We start from the raw sequence: 13,438 nt of genomic DNA on the forward strand, positions 1-13,438 counted from the left end.
CCAGGGACTCCAGCCACTCGGCGGTCTCTTCCGGATCACGATCAGGCAGCTGGTTAGTCAACCCGCTGAGGATATGGGAGGTCTCTTCTCCTGCAGCCACGTCCAACCTCTCTTTGAGCGCATTCATCGGCACCCTCAGCTCCGGCAGGGTAACTGCCTGGCGTGAACGCGACGTGTGCGACATATCGGTTACAACTGCCCGGTCATGTGCGCCGGGCAAGGTCCAATCACAACTACTCCCGCCGGTGTCGGCGGGGCGTTTGCCCTCGCGGGCGTAGTCGTCATCAGCCACTCTAGCTCTCACATCTCGGGGATGCGTAGCTGTCCCGTGGGGGTCCAGTCGTATTTGACCGGCATACTGGTTGTGTGACGACGCACCGCCCGGCGGTGCTCGGATCGCCGTGTGTGACGCAGAATATGGCGGATCGCGGGGCCAACAGCTTGAAGCGCAGGCGCAAAGGGTGTTGGCTTGGAGTAATGGAAATCACTAGAGCTTTTGAAAACACCAAGCATAGGAGCAACACGTGAGCGAGGCCGACGCCGCCACTTCGGTAAATGTGGCGGAAAAACTGGGTTTCAAAACCGGTGACCTGATTCAGGAATTCGGTTATGACGACGACGTCGACTTCGACTTGCGCGACGACATCGAAGATCTCACCGGCTCGGAACTCTTCGATGAGGACGACCACGAAGTAGTAGATGCCGTCATTCTTTGGTGGCGTTCCGGCGACGGTGACCTCGTTGACACCCTGGTTGACTCGCTGACCACCCTGGCTGAGGGCGGCGTGATCTGGGTGCTGACCCCGAAGTCCGGCCGGGTGGGCTACGTTTCACCAGCGGACATCCAGGATGCCGCACCCACCGCAGGGCTGCACTACACTACCTCTGCCGGCGTCTCCAAGGACTGGAGCGCCACCCGGGTCACACGGAAGAACAAGTGACCCAAGCCGGCGCCGTCCGCATCATCGGGGATGAGGCAGCCGGGGCATACGCTGTGCCGGCAGTTGGCGATGTTGCTCCCGACTTCGAGCTGCTGAACCAGTTTGGCGAACCCGTGGCGCTTTCGGAGCTCCGCGGCCGGAACGTCGTGCTGGTGTTTTTCCCGTTCGCCTTCTCCGGCATCTGCACGGGTGAGCTGTGCGAAATCCGGGACAACCTGGCCTTGTTTGAGGGTGCCGACGCCGTCGTGCTGGGGATCTCGGTGGACAGCAAGTTCGCCCAGCGGGCCTACGCGGAGAAGGAAGGCTATGCCTTCGACCTGCTGGCGGACTTCTGGCCGCATGGGGCCGTCGCCGAGCAATACGGGGTGTTTGACCCCGCAAGCGGCATGGCCAGGCGCGGAACCTTCATCATCGACGCGAACGGCACTGTCCGCTACGTGGTGGTGAACCCCCGCGGCCAGGCCCGGGATTTCGCCGAGTACCGCTCCGCCCTGGCAGGACTCGGCCGGAGCTGACACGGTGAGGACGCGGCGGCCAGGTATCGGCATGACTGGGTTTGCCAGCCTGCCCCCGGTCCCCGCCGGGACGCCGGCCCGGGACGAGCTTGCGGTCCTGCAGGAAATCCATGACGTTCTCGCGGGGGAGCGATTCGCCCTGTTGACCGGTGCCGGACTGAGCACCGACTCGGGCATCCCGGACTACCGCGGGCCGGGCGCCTCCCCCCGGGCTCCCATGACGTACCAGGAATTCATCGGCGAGGCGGACAACCGGCGCCGCTACTGGGCCCGGAACCACATTGGCTGGTCCCACCTGCGCCGGGCGGATCCCAATGACGGCCACGCCGCCGTCGCCCGGCTGGAGCACCGCGGCCTGCTCACCGGACTCATCACCCAGAACGTGGACCGGCTCCACGAGGACGCCGGAAGTGTCAATGTGGTGGACTTGCACGGCCGCTTCGACCAGGTGGTCTGCCTCGCCTGCCACCGGCGTTACAGCCGGACACTGCTGGCGGGGGTGCTGGAAGAGCTCAACCCCGGCTTTCTGGAACGGGCGCTCTCAGGCGGCGTAGTCGAAATGGCTCCGGACGCCGACGCCACCGTCGAGGACGCTGCCCTGATCGAGAGTTTTGTCGTGGCCCACTGCCCGGCCTGCGGCGGCACTCTCAAACCTGATTTCGTCTACTTCGGCGAGAACGTCCCGAAAGACCGGGTGGAACGCTCGTACGCCATGGTGGACGAGGCCGGCGCCCTCCTCGTTGCCGGATCCTCACTGACGGTGATGAGCGGCCTGCGGTTTGCCCGACACGCTGCCAAACATGGGAAGCCCGTTGTGATCATCAACCGCGGCCAGACCCGCGGGGATGAGCTGGCCGCGGTCAAGCTCGACGCCGGCGTCAGCGAGGCGCTCACCTGGCTCGCCGACGAACTCCCTCCGCTCTGAGCCGGATTGGCGTTCTGCCCGCTGCATCCGGTACAGTAGCTGTTCGTTGGTTCAAGCGCTGAGGCTTGGAACCAGCAGTTTGGGTCTTTAGCTCAGCTGGTAGAGCGCCACGTTTACACCGTGGATGTCATCGGTTCGATCCCGGTAGGACCCACCCAAGAAGACCCCGCCGTGCAGGTTGAAAATCCCGCACGGCGGGGTTTTGCATACTTCGGCCGCCATTGACCTCAATCCCTGACGCTAGGAAGCCCCATGAGCTCGCCAGTGTCGGAAATGCGCTTGAACTCGTTGACCGGGCTGCGGTTCATCGCCGCGCTGATCGTAGTTTTGTACCACATTTCGGCGTTCTTGATTCCGGAAATATCACGCTTCATAGTGCTCGGGTATACGGGCGTTGCGTTTTTCTTCGTGCTGTCCGGCTTCGTTCTTGCCTGGTCCTACCGGCCAACGACCGGCAAGCGCGTGTTCTACTGGCGCAGACTGGTCAGGATTTGGCCTCTCCATGCACTGACAACACTGCTGGCCGCTGCCTATTTATCCGTCAACGACGGCGCCGTGTCCTTTGATCGGCTTCCGGCCGTATTGCTGCTGGTTCACGCGTGGAATCAGGAATGGGCCAACGCCTTCAATGGGGTCTCATGGTCGCTGTCGGCCGAGGCGTTCTTCTACCTGTGCTTCCCCCTTCTCGCCGCGTGGCTGTCCCGTTTCAACATCCAAGCGGTTCTGGGCGCAGCGGCCGCGATCTTCGGCACTGCTGCTGTCGCCTACTCGGTCCTGTTCACCTTCTCGAATGCTGCGCCGTGGGGGGATCTTCTGTACATCCTGCCGGCATTCAGGATGGTGGACTTCGCCATCGGCGTGTGCCTGGCGTTCGCATTCCGCAAGGGGTGGCGGCCAAAGTTCGGAGCCACGACCGGGGCGCTCATCGCGGGTGGATCCTTCGTGCTGTGGGAGGCTATTGTTCCGTTGGTCCCGTCTATCTTCCGACCAGAAACTGCAACCCTTCTGATGATTCCCGGCATCACTGCCCTGGTGGCGGGTTTTGCCAAGCGCGACCTTGCCGGAGGCGCCGGACTATCCAGCACGCCTGTGATGGTCCGGCTGGGGGAGTGGTCGTTTGCCCTGTACCTCATCCACGAACTGGTTATCCGGGCGGCATTGATGCTGCACCCGCTTCGCCTGCACCAGCGTGTTGGCGTGTCCCTGGGCGTCCTGGCCGTATCCATCGCTCTGTCGGCGCTCCTCTACACGCTCGTCGAACGTCCCCTGGAGAAGCGGTTGCGGCCGCTGGTCGGCCTGCGCAAAGCCGACTCCGGTGTCAACGGGCCGGGCAACAGCTCCGAGCAGCAGGAGACGCTCTCCCGGCTCTAGCATGGACCGGTTCTGCCGGCAGAATCCGGATCCCTGTCAGCCACCCCGCCAAAATGTCGCAGCCCCGACCTACTGTGGCGGCATGGAACACATCATGGTGAAATCTGGTCCGGATGGCAGGCCCCGGGCAGTTGTGCGCGGCGGCCGCGAATGGATCATCGGTGCGGAGCCGGTCCGCTGGTTCGAGCGGGTGAGCTGGTGGGAGGCGGAGCGCCGGATGCCCAAGGGGCTGAGCCGCGTCGACGTCGAGGTCTGGCAGATCCAGGCAAGACTGGGACGGAATTCGGGTTCTGCCCTCACCACGATGGAAATCATCCGTGACGGCCTGGGCGGCGGCTGGCGGCTGCGGGAGGCCGTTGCGGACGCGGCGTAGGCGCGGCATCGCGGGCCGGACGTGCCGGGGCATTGGAAAGGCTTTCCACCGCGACTATTGGGGGATGCCGCGGTGGAAAGCCTGTAATGAATATACCGTGAATTTTCGGAAATGTGAAACAGTGGGCGAAAATTCGAAGCGGCAGAATTCCCTATTCGCTGGCGTAACTGCCAGCATGGGCGGCCGCGTATGAGTGGCCTGGACTGACTCATTCCGTCCGTGCCGCGGCGCGCGGCCTAGGATGTCTTCATGAACGCCACGAGTACCCGTCGAATGGCCCGGGTCCGCCCGCTCTTGCACGTTTCCAAGGCCGAGCACTTTTTCGTCGCCAACGTCGCCCCGGACTTCGACAGCGATGCCGGAAGGGTTTGGACGGTGATCGACTCGCCGTTCCCGGGTTCCCCGGCGAACGCCGGGAGCGTCCCGCGCAGTGGTTGGGGAACGGGCGACACGGTTGAGGAGGGCTCGTTCATTTTCCTGTCACCAAGCGTCCCGGCCAACGTCTTGGGGATGGCGCACAACACCGGCCCGTCCGGCCGCAATCTCCCGCCCCGGGCCTTCCTCAAGGCTGCAACCAGTGTGGTCGGCCCGGGAGATGGAATAGAACTGGGGCCAGGTGTCGGCCGTGTTGAACCGGAAGCGGAACTGACAATCGTCATCGGAAGCAAAGTCCGGGGGCTGACGCTCAGGAACGCTCGGACAGCAGTTCTGGGTTTCACCATTGGCAATGATGTCTCCGCCCGGGACCTGCAGAAGTCGGACGAATTGTGGACTAGCGCCAAAAGCCAAGATACGTTCACGCCGGCAGGCCCCTGGATTGTAGCGGGACTGAACGACGCCGACCTGGTCATCGGGATCGAGCACAACGGCGTTGAGCTCAAAACGGCGAGCTCCGCTGACCTCGGCTGGGGGGTGGACGAAATCCTCGTGTACTTGACGTCCTTTATGACGCTGTATCCTGGCGATCTTGTACTGACGGGCTTCCCGGCCGAATGCGCGCGGCTAGTCCCTGGCGACACCGTCACTTGTCATATCGAAGGCATCGGCGAGCTTACGAATCCCGTGGTGGCCGTGGCCTGATGGCGGGCGGCTCCCGCCGCCGCTCATACGTATCCCGTTCCCCTATCGAGTGGCAGTCCCCTGAGGGCGCGGTTCCGTGCGCCTTCACACTATGATGGTTAGTGTTCAACTGACTGAACAGCACCGAATGTATGGCGCCGTCGCCATACGCGCGATCCGTGAAGGAGAATCATGGCCGATTCCCGAGTTTCCCGCACCACTGACGGACCGGGGAGCGCCTCACCCGCGCCGGCGGTCACCCGTGCCGCTGCTGTGCTGGAGGCGCTGGCCTCCTCTGCCACCGGGCGACTGACGCTGAGCGACCTCGCCAGGGAACTGGGCATCCCCAAATCCTCGACCTCGAACCTCCTGCTTGCGCTCGAGGAGGCAAGGCTCATCAACCGCCAAGGTGCCGAATTCACGCTCGGACGGAAGCTGGTTGAGCTGGGCGCGGCATACCTGAGCAGGCTTGACGAGGTCCAGGAGTTCTACCGGTTCTGCGAACAGGCGCCTACCCTTTCCGGCGAAACGGTCCGCATCGCCATGCTCGATGGAAGTAACGTCATCTACCTGGCCCGGTACGAAGGTCATCCCGCGGTCCGCCTCACCTCGAACATCGGGGACAGGATGCCGGTGTCCCTTTGCGCCGTTGGCAAGGCACTCATTGCGCGGCTTCACGACCATGACGTGGCAGGGATGTTCCCTGATGACGCACAGCTGCCGGTCCTGACTCCGAAGTCCCTGCGCACCGGGGCCGAGCTAAAGGCCCAGCTCGCCGTCATTCGGGAAAAGGGATATGCCTTCGAGGATGAGGAATCAACCACGGGGGTCGTATGCCTGGCCGTCTCGGTGCCCACCCGTGGGGCGCACGGTCCCAGTCTGGGCTTGTCTGTCACCGCGCTGAAGGCGACCTACTCGGAGGAGCAGGGCGCGTTGATGGTGAAAGAGCTCAAGGAGCTGGCCCGGTCCCTGGGTAATCCCATGGGTAGCGCCGGCCGGCGCCAACGAGAGTACGTGTCCGGAAAATAAATCTGATTAGTCATAGGCCAATTGATCAGTCTGCTGTACGCTGTTCAACATGGTGATCGACCCTTGTGAGGGTTGGTCATATCCCACCAGGCCAACGGGGGTCTGGAGTGTTCTTGAGGGAGTGCTTGTGACAACTAGTACTAATACACCGCTGGCCGAAGCGGACGGCGCCGTCGTCGATCCGGAACAGCTGCGAAGGGCAACTCTTGCCAGCTCCGTGGGCTCCGCTCTGGAGTACTACGATTTCTACATTTACGGCCTGGCCTCGGCCCTGATCTTTGGCCCGCTCTTCTTCAAACCTCTTGGCGACGACGGTGCCCTGATCGCATCATTTGCCACCTACGGAGTGGGGTTTGCGGCCCGGCCCTTCGGCGGAATGATCTTCGGCCACATCGGCGACAGGTTCGGCCGCAAGCTGGTTCTCATCCTCACGATCGGTCTGATGGGCACGGCAAGCTTTGCCATCGGGCTGCTGCCGACGTTTGAACAGGCAGGCATGCTGGGAGCCGTACTCCTGGTGACGCTGCGCATCCTTCAGGGACTGGGCGCCGGAGCTGAGCAGGCGGGCGCCACCACGCTGATTTCCGAAGTCGCACCGCGGCGCCGCCGGGGCTTCTTCGCCTCGCTGCCCTTTGTCGGGATCCAGCTCGGTACCCTCCTGGGCGCCGGAACGTTTGCCCTGATAGCCATGGCGGACAAGGCCGTCCTGGAGGGCTGGCTGTGGCGAGTGCCGTTCCTTGCCAGCGTGATCCTGATTGCGGTGGCCATCTTCATTCGGCTGCGGCTCAAGGAAACACCGGTCTTTCAGGAGCTGGAAAAGCACAAGAGTGTGGCCAAAAACCCCCTGGGCCAGCTCTGGAAGCACTCCAAGAAGAACGTGCTGATCGGCATCGGCCTGCGGATGGGCGAGAACGGCAATTCCTCGATCTACTCCGCCCTGCTTATCGCCTTCATGGCGTCAAAGGACGGGGTTTTCCCGGGGGACAAGTTCATTGGCCCGGTGGGCCTGCTTATTGCCGCCGGCTTCGCCGCCGTCATGGTGGTGACTTTCGGTGCGCTGTCTGACCGGTTCGGACGCGTACCCGTCTACCGCTACGGTGCGCTCTTCCAGGCCCTTATCGCACTGCCGGCGTTCTACCTGGTGACGCTGGGCAATGTCACCCTCGTCTGGATAGTCATGGTGGTGGGCATCGCCCTGGGCGTTCAGTCCATGCTCGGGCCGCAGTGCCCGCTCCTGCCCGAACTCTTCGGTTCCCAGTACCGGTTCACCGGCGTGGCCATGAGCCGGGAACTCTCCGCGGTCTTCGCCGGCGGACTGGTGCCGCTGGTGGGCGCCGCACTCCTGGCCGCCACTGATCATTCCTGGCTGGTGCTCGCTATCTACTCACTGGTTCTGGCTGCCATTTCCTTTGTCACCACATTCTTCACCCCGGAAACCGTGGGGCGCGACCTCCTCCTGACGGAGGACGCCAGCTAGGCGCTCCCTGGCGCCCAGCCGCAACCTGCCGGCGTCCAAGGCCGCGGTCCTTCCCCTAAGGAAGGGCCGCGGCCTTCGTGCGTTTCGGGGCGTGCCTGGTGTGCGGATGGATGCAGAGACGCTTGGGGATGCGGGAATTGCACAGGCGCAGGACTGACTTTGCGACGCTGCAAATGCCCTGTGAGGCGGGAATTGTCGGGCGACATGGGATTTCCGGGGCGCCGAGTAGGCCGGAGGTCGTCGAGAACGAGTCGCGTCGCGGGGAAGAAGCCGCGTCGCGGGACGGAAATCGTGGGCTCCGGAGTGGCATGGTGACGCGGAGAATGCCTGATGACGCACCACATTCCAGGTGACGCGGGAATACCGGGGCGCCGGGCAAGCAGCGAGTCGCAGGGCGGCCAGCACGTCGCAGAGCGACCACCGCGTCGCAGGGCGGCCACCGCGTCGCAGGGCGGCCAGCGCGTTGCAGGGCGGCCAGCGCGTTGCAGGGGACGAACCGGGTCGCCATTCCTCCCGCACACCTACACAGAAAGGGCGGCCCCGCCGTTTGAACTGCACCTCCGAAAGCCAGATTCCCTTTTCGAATCCAAATTCTTGGGGTTGCAGTTCGTTTCGGAGGGTCCGCCCTTATGGGTGCGGAACTGGCCACCCGGCCCGGACCTCAGGCCCGGGCCGCGGGACCGCGGGACCGCGGGACCCGGCGGCAGGCCCGGACCTCAGGCCCGGGCCGCGGGACCCGGCGGATGGCCCGGTGGAGAGGCCTGTTGGAAGACCTAGTAGAAGTGAACCGTGTCCACGACGTGGGGGAGCTCTCCGCCGTCGAGGAAGGTGCGCAGGTTGCCGCAGAAGCGTTCCGCGATCAGCCGGTTCTCGGCCGCGCTCAGGGCCGAGGTGTGCGGGGACACCATCACCCGGGGGTGGTTCCACAGCGGGCTGTCCTGCGGGAGCGGCTCGACGGCAAACACGTCGAGGCATGCGTACGAGACCTGGCCGTTGTCGAGTGCCTCCAGCAAGGCCTCCTCATCCACAACCGTGCCGCGCCCCACGTTCACCAGAATTGTCCCTGGCTTCATCGCCGCAAATACCTCGCGGCTGAAGAGCCTCTCGGTGGACGGCGTGCCGGGCAGCGTGTTCACGACGGCGTCCGCCGTGGCCAGCAGGTTGGCGAGGCCATCGTTGCCCGCGACTTCCTCGATGCCGTCGATGGGCTCAACGGACCGCTTGGTGCCGCTGACCGTCATTCCCAGCGCACGGGCGATCCGGGCCGTCTCAAGCCCGATCTCGCCGAGCCCGGTGACCACCAGATGGGAGCCGTTGACCAGCCGCGTGGGAGTGCGCAGCTCTGGCCAGATCCTGGCCGCCTGGTCCTGGGCCAGTTCCGCGCTGCGCTTGAAGCCGTTGAGGATCCCCAGCGCGGCGAACTCGGCGAGCGGCAGCGCGTGAACGCCGGCGGAGGTGGTCACCTTGAACTTCTGCAGTGTCCCGGCATCGAGCCCCGACGACTTCACGGCGCCACCGGCGCCGGCGGCCATGGCATGGATCCACTCGAGGCGGGGGTTGCTGCCGGCAATCCGTGCAAGTCCCCCCGGGCTCTCGTTGGGGAACCCATACAGGACCTGCGCCTTGTTGAGCATGTCCCAGTAGCGTTCCTCCTGCTCCGGGGTGCGGCGGAAGGCCGGATCCCCGGAGTGGTCAGCAGGAAAGCGTTCCGGCGGCAACAGCTCGGGTTCGTAGAGGACGGTTACGGAGGGATCTACTGCGCGGATGCGCTCCACCAGCTCTGCTTCGAGCGGGACTGCGATCGCGACGGTGGTTTTAGGCGTCATGGTGTTCATCATACTGAATGGAGGCTAGGATACTGAACAGATTTGGAGAGAAAACCACAACGAAGTGAGGCAGCATGGATTGGGACCGGAAGAAAGCCGGCTTTGTGGGCCTGGGCCTGATGGGTTCGCCGATGGCGGCGAACCTCCTGAAAGCCGGCTGGGCCGTCACGGCCTGGAACCGGTCCCCGGCGGCCCTTGAGCGGTTCGAGGCCCTCGGCGGCGCCCGGGCGGCCGCGGTCGAAGAGCTCCGCGACACGCCGGTCATCATTTTTATGCTTCCGGATCTGTCCCACATCGAGGAGGCGGCCGCTGGACTCCTGGCCGGCTGGACCGCGGAACTGCCGGCGCCCGGGACCACCGTGGTCGTCATGAGCAGCGTCTCGCCGGCCGCGGTGCAGGACTTCGGCGCCAGGGTGGCCTGGGGGAGCGGCGGAAACGCCGTCGTCGTCGATGCTCCCGTCAGCGGCGGGACCCAAGGCGCCGTCGACGGGACGCTGGCCATCATGGCCGGTGCAAGCGAAAGGGACTTCCAGCGGCTCCTGCCGCTTTTCAGTGCGATGGGCCGTACGGTGCGCAGACTCGGACCGTTGGGGTCGGGATCGCTTGCCAAGGCGTGCAACCAGCTCATCGTGGGAACCACGACGGCGGCGCTCGCCGAAGCCGCGGAGCTCGCCGAACGCTCCGGCCTGGACGTGGCGGCACTCTACGAGGTGCTCGCGGGCGGCCTGGCCGGCAGCAGTGTCCTGGACAAGGTGGGGCCGCGGCTCGCCGCCAAGAACTACGACCCCACCGGCCCCGCCAAGTTCATGCACAAGGACCTTTCCTTTGTGCTGGAAAGCGCCGCCGCCGTCAAATCAGCGGTACCGATGGCGGAGGCCGGCGCCGGGCTGTATGCGGAGCTGGTGCGCCAGGGGCTGGGCGACCAGGACCTCGCGGTCGTCCGCCAGACCATCTCCAATCTCAGCGACATCACCGCAGCCCCGACGAATTGAGGAACAGCGAACCATGAGTGGACTATTTGACCTGACTGGCCGGACCGCCCTGGTCACCGGCTCCAGCCGGGGGATCGGCAATGCCCTGGCCCGAGCGCTGGCCGACGCCGGCGCCACGGTGGTGCTCAACGGCATCAACGCCGAACGGCTCAAGGCCGCGGAAGCTGCTTTGGCTGCGGACTACCCGCCCGGGCGGGTCCACAGCTGCGCCTTCGACGTCACCAGCGATGACGAGGCAGCCCGGGGCGTGGCCTGGGTGGAAGAGAACGTGGGCCCGCTGGAAATCCTGGTCAACAACGCCGGCATCCAGCACCGTGTCCCGATGCTTGAGCTCGATGTCGCGGACTGGGACCGGGTGATCTCCACGGATTTGACCAGTGCGTTCCTCGTGGGGCGTGCCGCCGCGCGGCACATGATTCCCCGCGGCCGGGGCAAGATCATCAACATCTGTTCGGTGCAGACGGACCTCGCCCGGCCCACCATCGCCCCCTACGTTGCGGCCAAGGGCGGCCTCCGGAACCTGACCCGGGCAATGACGGCGGAGTGGGCCGGATCCGGGCTGCAGATCAACGGCATTGCACCGGGCTACATCCACACCGAAATGACGCAGAACCTCGTGGATGATGAGGAGTTCAACGCCTGGATCCTGGGCCGGACCCCGGCGAACCGGTGGGGGACAGTGCAGGACCTGGCCGGCCCGGCGGTGTGGCTTTCATCCGCCGGCTCGGATTTCGTCAACGGCCAGACCATTTTCATCGACGGTGGAATGACGGTGGTGGTCTGATGGGCGGTGGTCTGATGGCCGGGGGCGTCCCGGAACTGCCGGCAGCAGCGGCTGCGGTGGTGGCCCACGCGGCGGGCGACCTCAGGATTGAGGATGTGCCCGTGTCCGCGCCGGCTCCCGATGAAGCGGTGGTCGAAGTCGCATTCGGCGGCATCTGCGGTTCGGACCTGCACTACTGGATGCATGGCGCGGCCGGTGAGTCGGTCCTCCGGCAGCCCATGATCCTGGGCCACGAGATTGTGGGAACCGTGCTCGTCGCCGCCGCCGACGGCACCGGGCCGGGGCCGGGCACAGCTGTCGCCGTGCATCCCGCCACACCCGGCCCGGGCGCCGCCGGGTATCCCGCGGACCGTCCGAACCTGTCCCCGGGCTGCACCTACCTGGGCAGCGCCGCACGCTTCCCGCACACCGACGGGGCCTTCACCCGGTATGCCACCCTTCCGGCCCGGATGCTGCGTCCCCTGCCCGAAGGCCTGGGGCTGAGGACGGCCGCGCTGGTGGAACCGGCCAGCGTCGCGTGGCATGCAGTCTCGCGTGCCGGCGACGTGGCGGGAAAAACGGCACTCGTGATCGGCTGCGGCCCCATTGGCGCCCTGGCCGTGGCTGTGCTCAAACGCGCGGGGGCGGAGTGGATCGTGGCAGTGGACATGCACACCATGCCGCTGGAGATAGCCCGGGCCGTGGGCGCGGACGAAATCCTCAAAGGCGGTGATGCGGAGGCCATCGCGGCGGTGGAGGCGGACATCGTCATCGAGTCCTCCGGCAGCCATCACGGGCTGGCGTCCGCGGTCCAGGGTGCCGCCCGGGGCGGAAAGGTAGTGATGGTGGGGCTCCTGCCCTCCGGCCCGCAGCCGGTCCTGATCTCGCTGGCGATTACACGCGAACTGGAGCTGCTGGGTTCTTTCCGTTTCAACGACGAAATCGACGAGGTCGTGGGCGCCCTCGCGGACGGGTCGCTGTTCGTGGACCCGGTGGTCACCCATACGTTCACGCTGGACCAGGGGCTGGAGGCCTTCGAAGTGGCCCGGAACGCCGCCGTGTCCGGCAAGGTGCTGCTGGACTTCCGGCCGCCCTCTGAAGACTGAGTGGCAGGCCGTGAGCTGCGCCGCAGGCCCGGCGCTGCCTGCGGTCCTAGGACCGCTGCACCGGGACGAACACCCTGGGCTGGTCCTTCCACTCGGGTTCCATTTCCGAAATGGTCTCCCGCATGATCCGGTCCGAGGCGCCGCGGGCTGCCTCGGGGTTGCCGCTGGCGATCGCCTCGGCCAGGTCCACGTGCCACTGCAGCGCCGTCGCCCGAGGGTGGTCCGGCATCAGGCCGTGCACGGTGCGCCCGGTCAGCGTCTCAGCCACCTGGCCCACCATGTTGGCAAACATTTCGTTTCCGGAGCCGGTCAGCAGCAGGGAATGGAAATGGATGTCCAGCTCCAGGAACCTCGGCACGTCCCCGGCCTGCCCGGCGTCGCGCATCGCGTGCGACACCTCCACGAGTTCGCGGCGGATCTCCTCGGGGGCGTTGGCGGCAGCCAGTTCGGCGGCCACGGGCTCGACGGCGGTGCGCAGCTCCGCGAGGGAGCGCAGCTGCGCGCCACGGCCCTCCCCGGCGAGGCGCCAGCGGATCACCTGCGGGTCGAAGGGGTTCCAGCGGTGGGCCGGCAGCACCCGGATACCCACACGTTTCGTCGTCTCGACGAGGCCGAGCGACTGAAGGACACGCACCGCCTCGCGGACCACCGAACGGGACACTTTGAGTTCGTCCTCGAGGTGCTCGGCCAGCATGATGTGGCCGGCCGGGAGTTCGCCGGCGACGATGCGGGTGCCGAGGTGCTCGATCGCACGGTGGTGGAGGCTGGTTGACATAGTCGTAAGCATAGTGCGGCTGACCCCGTTCCAGCCGTCGTTTCGGCAAGGACCGGCGGAGGGGGCACCGGAAATCATAGACTGTTTGTGACGCGCCATATTCCGCCACGTGGGCACGGCTTTCCAGCTCCCCGCGGAAATACATATGGTTTATTGACAGCCACTGATCCCAAGAAGATGGGTCCCGCCTTCCGCGCGGGACGAACTGCACTAGTTGCACAGAAATGAATTGGAGTTTTGATGTCAGCACACATCGGTGTCACCGGCCTTGCGGTGATGGGGGCCA

General features: G+C 65.5%; 14 protein-coding genes and 1 tRNA gene. 12 read left to right on the top strand and 3 right to left on the bottom strand.

All coding sequences use genetic code 11. From position 1 onward, the window contains the following. Positions 1 to 292, bottom strand: a 292-nt coding sequence (locus tag QCD75_RS20580; protein ID WP_301231343.1) for a hypothetical protein, incomplete at its 3' end; no start/stop codon positions are given. A 232-nt stretch (positions 293 to 524) separates the two neighbouring features. On the opposite strand from QCD75_RS20580, the gene QCD75_RS20585 reads away from it, so the two are divergent. The 9 genes from QCD75_RS20585 to QCD75_RS20625 all read left to right on the top strand — a co-directional run bounded on the left by QCD75_RS20585 (position 525) and on the right by QCD75_RS20625 (position 7,690). Continuing rightward, positions 525 to 941 carry a DUF3052 domain-containing protein gene (locus QCD75_RS20585; RefSeq protein WP_226761795.1) on the top strand — a complete coding sequence of 139 codons (417 nt, stop codon included), beginning with the start codon at positions 525 to 527 and terminating at the stop codon, positions 939 to 941. A gap of 20 nt (positions 942 to 961) precedes the next feature. Then, on the top strand, positions 962 to 1,456 hold the full coding sequence (locus tag QCD75_RS20590; protein ID WP_301231360.1) for a peroxiredoxin: 495 nt from the start codon (positions 962 to 964) through the stop codon (positions 1,454 to 1,456). Between the two features lie 31 nt (positions 1,457 to 1,487). Further along, positions 1,488 to 2,381, top strand: a complete 894-nt coding sequence (locus QCD75_RS20595) for an NAD-dependent protein deacetylase (protein WP_441005529.1) — start codon at positions 1,488 to 1,490, stop codon at positions 2,379 to 2,381. 81 nt (positions 2,382 to 2,462) lie between these two features. Continuing rightward, positions 2,463 to 2,535, top strand: a tRNA-Val gene (locus QCD75_RS20600). A 98-nt stretch (positions 2,536 to 2,633) separates the two neighbouring features. Next, positions 2,634 to 3,752, top strand: a complete 1,119-nt coding sequence (locus QCD75_RS20605; RefSeq protein WP_301231346.1) for an acyltransferase family protein — start codon at positions 2,634 to 2,636, stop codon at positions 3,750 to 3,752. A gap of 94 nt (positions 3,753 to 3,846) precedes the next feature. After that, positions 3,847 to 4,125, top strand: coding sequence for a hypothetical protein (locus tag QCD75_RS20610; protein WP_301231347.1), 279 nt, complete (start codon positions 3,847 to 3,849; stop codon positions 4,123 to 4,125). Positions 4,126 to 4,374: 249 nt separating this feature from the next. Beyond that, a complete protein-coding gene (locus QCD75_RS20615) occupies positions 4,375 to 5,205 on the top strand; it encodes a fumarylacetoacetate hydrolase family protein (protein WP_301231348.1) in 831 nt (276 codons plus the stop codon). Between the two features lie 171 nt (positions 5,206 to 5,376). Next, positions 5,377 to 6,213: an IclR family transcriptional regulator gene (locus QCD75_RS20620; RefSeq protein ID WP_301231351.1), complete on the top strand. Its 837-nt coding sequence runs from the start codon at positions 5,377 to 5,379 to the stop codon at positions 6,211 to 6,213. Between the two features lie 127 nt (positions 6,214 to 6,340). Further along, a complete protein-coding gene (locus QCD75_RS20625; protein WP_301231352.1) occupies positions 6,341 to 7,690 on the top strand; it encodes an MFS transporter in 1,350 nt (449 codons plus the stop codon). Positions 7,691 to 8,463: 773 nt separating this feature from the next. On the opposite strand, the gene QCD75_RS20630 is transcribed toward QCD75_RS20625, so the two are convergent. Beyond that, positions 8,464 to 9,528 carry a D-2-hydroxyacid dehydrogenase gene (locus QCD75_RS20630; protein WP_367400681.1) on the bottom strand — a complete coding sequence of 355 codons (1,065 nt, stop codon included), beginning with the start codon at positions 9,526 to 9,528 and terminating at the stop codon, positions 8,464 to 8,466. A 62-nt stretch (positions 9,529 to 9,590) separates the two neighbouring features. On the opposite strand from QCD75_RS20630, the gene QCD75_RS20635 reads away from it, so the two are divergent. From QCD75_RS20635 to QCD75_RS20645, 3 genes are read left to right on the top strand one after another with little or no spacing between them, the layout of a single operon-like run. Next, positions 9,591 to 10,508, top strand: coding sequence for an NAD(P)-dependent oxidoreductase (locus QCD75_RS20635; RefSeq protein WP_301231355.1), 918 nt, complete (start codon positions 9,591 to 9,593; stop codon positions 10,506 to 10,508). A gap of 13 nt (positions 10,509 to 10,521) precedes the next feature. Then, on the top strand, positions 10,522 to 11,292 hold the full coding sequence (locus QCD75_RS20640) for an SDR family oxidoreductase (RefSeq protein ID WP_301231356.1): 771 nt from the start codon (positions 10,522 to 10,524) through the stop codon (positions 11,290 to 11,292). Further along, positions 11,292 to 12,377: an L-idonate 5-dehydrogenase gene (locus QCD75_RS20645; RefSeq protein ID WP_301231358.1), complete on the top strand. Its 1,086-nt coding sequence runs from the start codon at positions 11,292 to 11,294 to the stop codon at positions 12,375 to 12,377. Before QCD75_RS20640 ends, QCD75_RS20645 begins: the two co-directional genes overlap by 1 nt. A 46-nt stretch (positions 12,378 to 12,423) precedes the next feature. On the opposite strand, the gene QCD75_RS20650 is transcribed toward QCD75_RS20645, so the two are convergent. Further along, on the bottom strand, positions 12,424 to 13,152 hold the full coding sequence (locus QCD75_RS20650) for a FadR/GntR family transcriptional regulator (protein ID WP_301231359.1): 729 nt from the start codon (positions 13,150 to 13,152) through the stop codon (positions 12,424 to 12,426). Between the last annotated feature and the right edge of the window lie 286 nt (positions 13,153 to 13,438).

It is taken from the genome of Arthrobacter sp. PsM3, assembly GCF_030433895.1.
GTDB lineage: Bacteria > Actinomycetota > Actinomycetes > Actinomycetales > Micrococcaceae > Arthrobacter.

Coding starts and splice junctions, on each gene's coding strand:
- QCD75_RS20620 (WP_301231351.1), top strand. CDS start 5,377: ATGGCCGATTCCCGAGTTTCCCGCACCACTGACGGACCGGGGAGCGCC.
- QCD75_RS20650 (WP_301231359.1), bottom strand. CDS start 13,152: ATGTCAACCAGCCTCCACCACCGTGCGATCGAGCACCTCGGCACCCGC.
- QCD75_RS20615 (WP_301231348.1), top strand. CDS start 4,375: ATGAACGCCACGAGTACCCGTCGAATGGCCCGGGTCCGCCCGCTCTTG.
- QCD75_RS20610 (WP_301231347.1), top strand. CDS start 3,847: ATGGTGAAATCTGGTCCGGATGGCAGGCCCCGGGCAGTTGTGCGCGGC.
- QCD75_RS20640 (WP_301231356.1), top strand. CDS start 10,522: ATGAGTGGACTATTTGACCTGACTGGCCGGACCGCCCTGGTCACCGGC.
- QCD75_RS20645 (WP_301231358.1), top strand. CDS start 11,292: ATGGGCGGTGGTCTGATGGCCGGGGGCGTCCCGGAACTGCCGGCAGCA.
- QCD75_RS20605 (WP_301231346.1), top strand. CDS start 2,634: ATGAGCTCGCCAGTGTCGGAAATGCGCTTGAACTCGTTGACCGGGCTG.
- QCD75_RS20595 (WP_441005529.1), top strand. CDS start 1,488: ATGACTGGGTTTGCCAGCCTGCCCCCGGTCCCCGCCGGGACGCCGGCC.
- QCD75_RS20635 (WP_301231355.1), top strand. CDS start 9,591: ATGGATTGGGACCGGAAGAAAGCCGGCTTTGTGGGCCTGGGCCTGATG.
- QCD75_RS20630 (WP_367400681.1), bottom strand. CDS start 9,528: ATGATGAACACCATGACGCCTAAAACCACCGTCGCGATCGCAGTCCCG.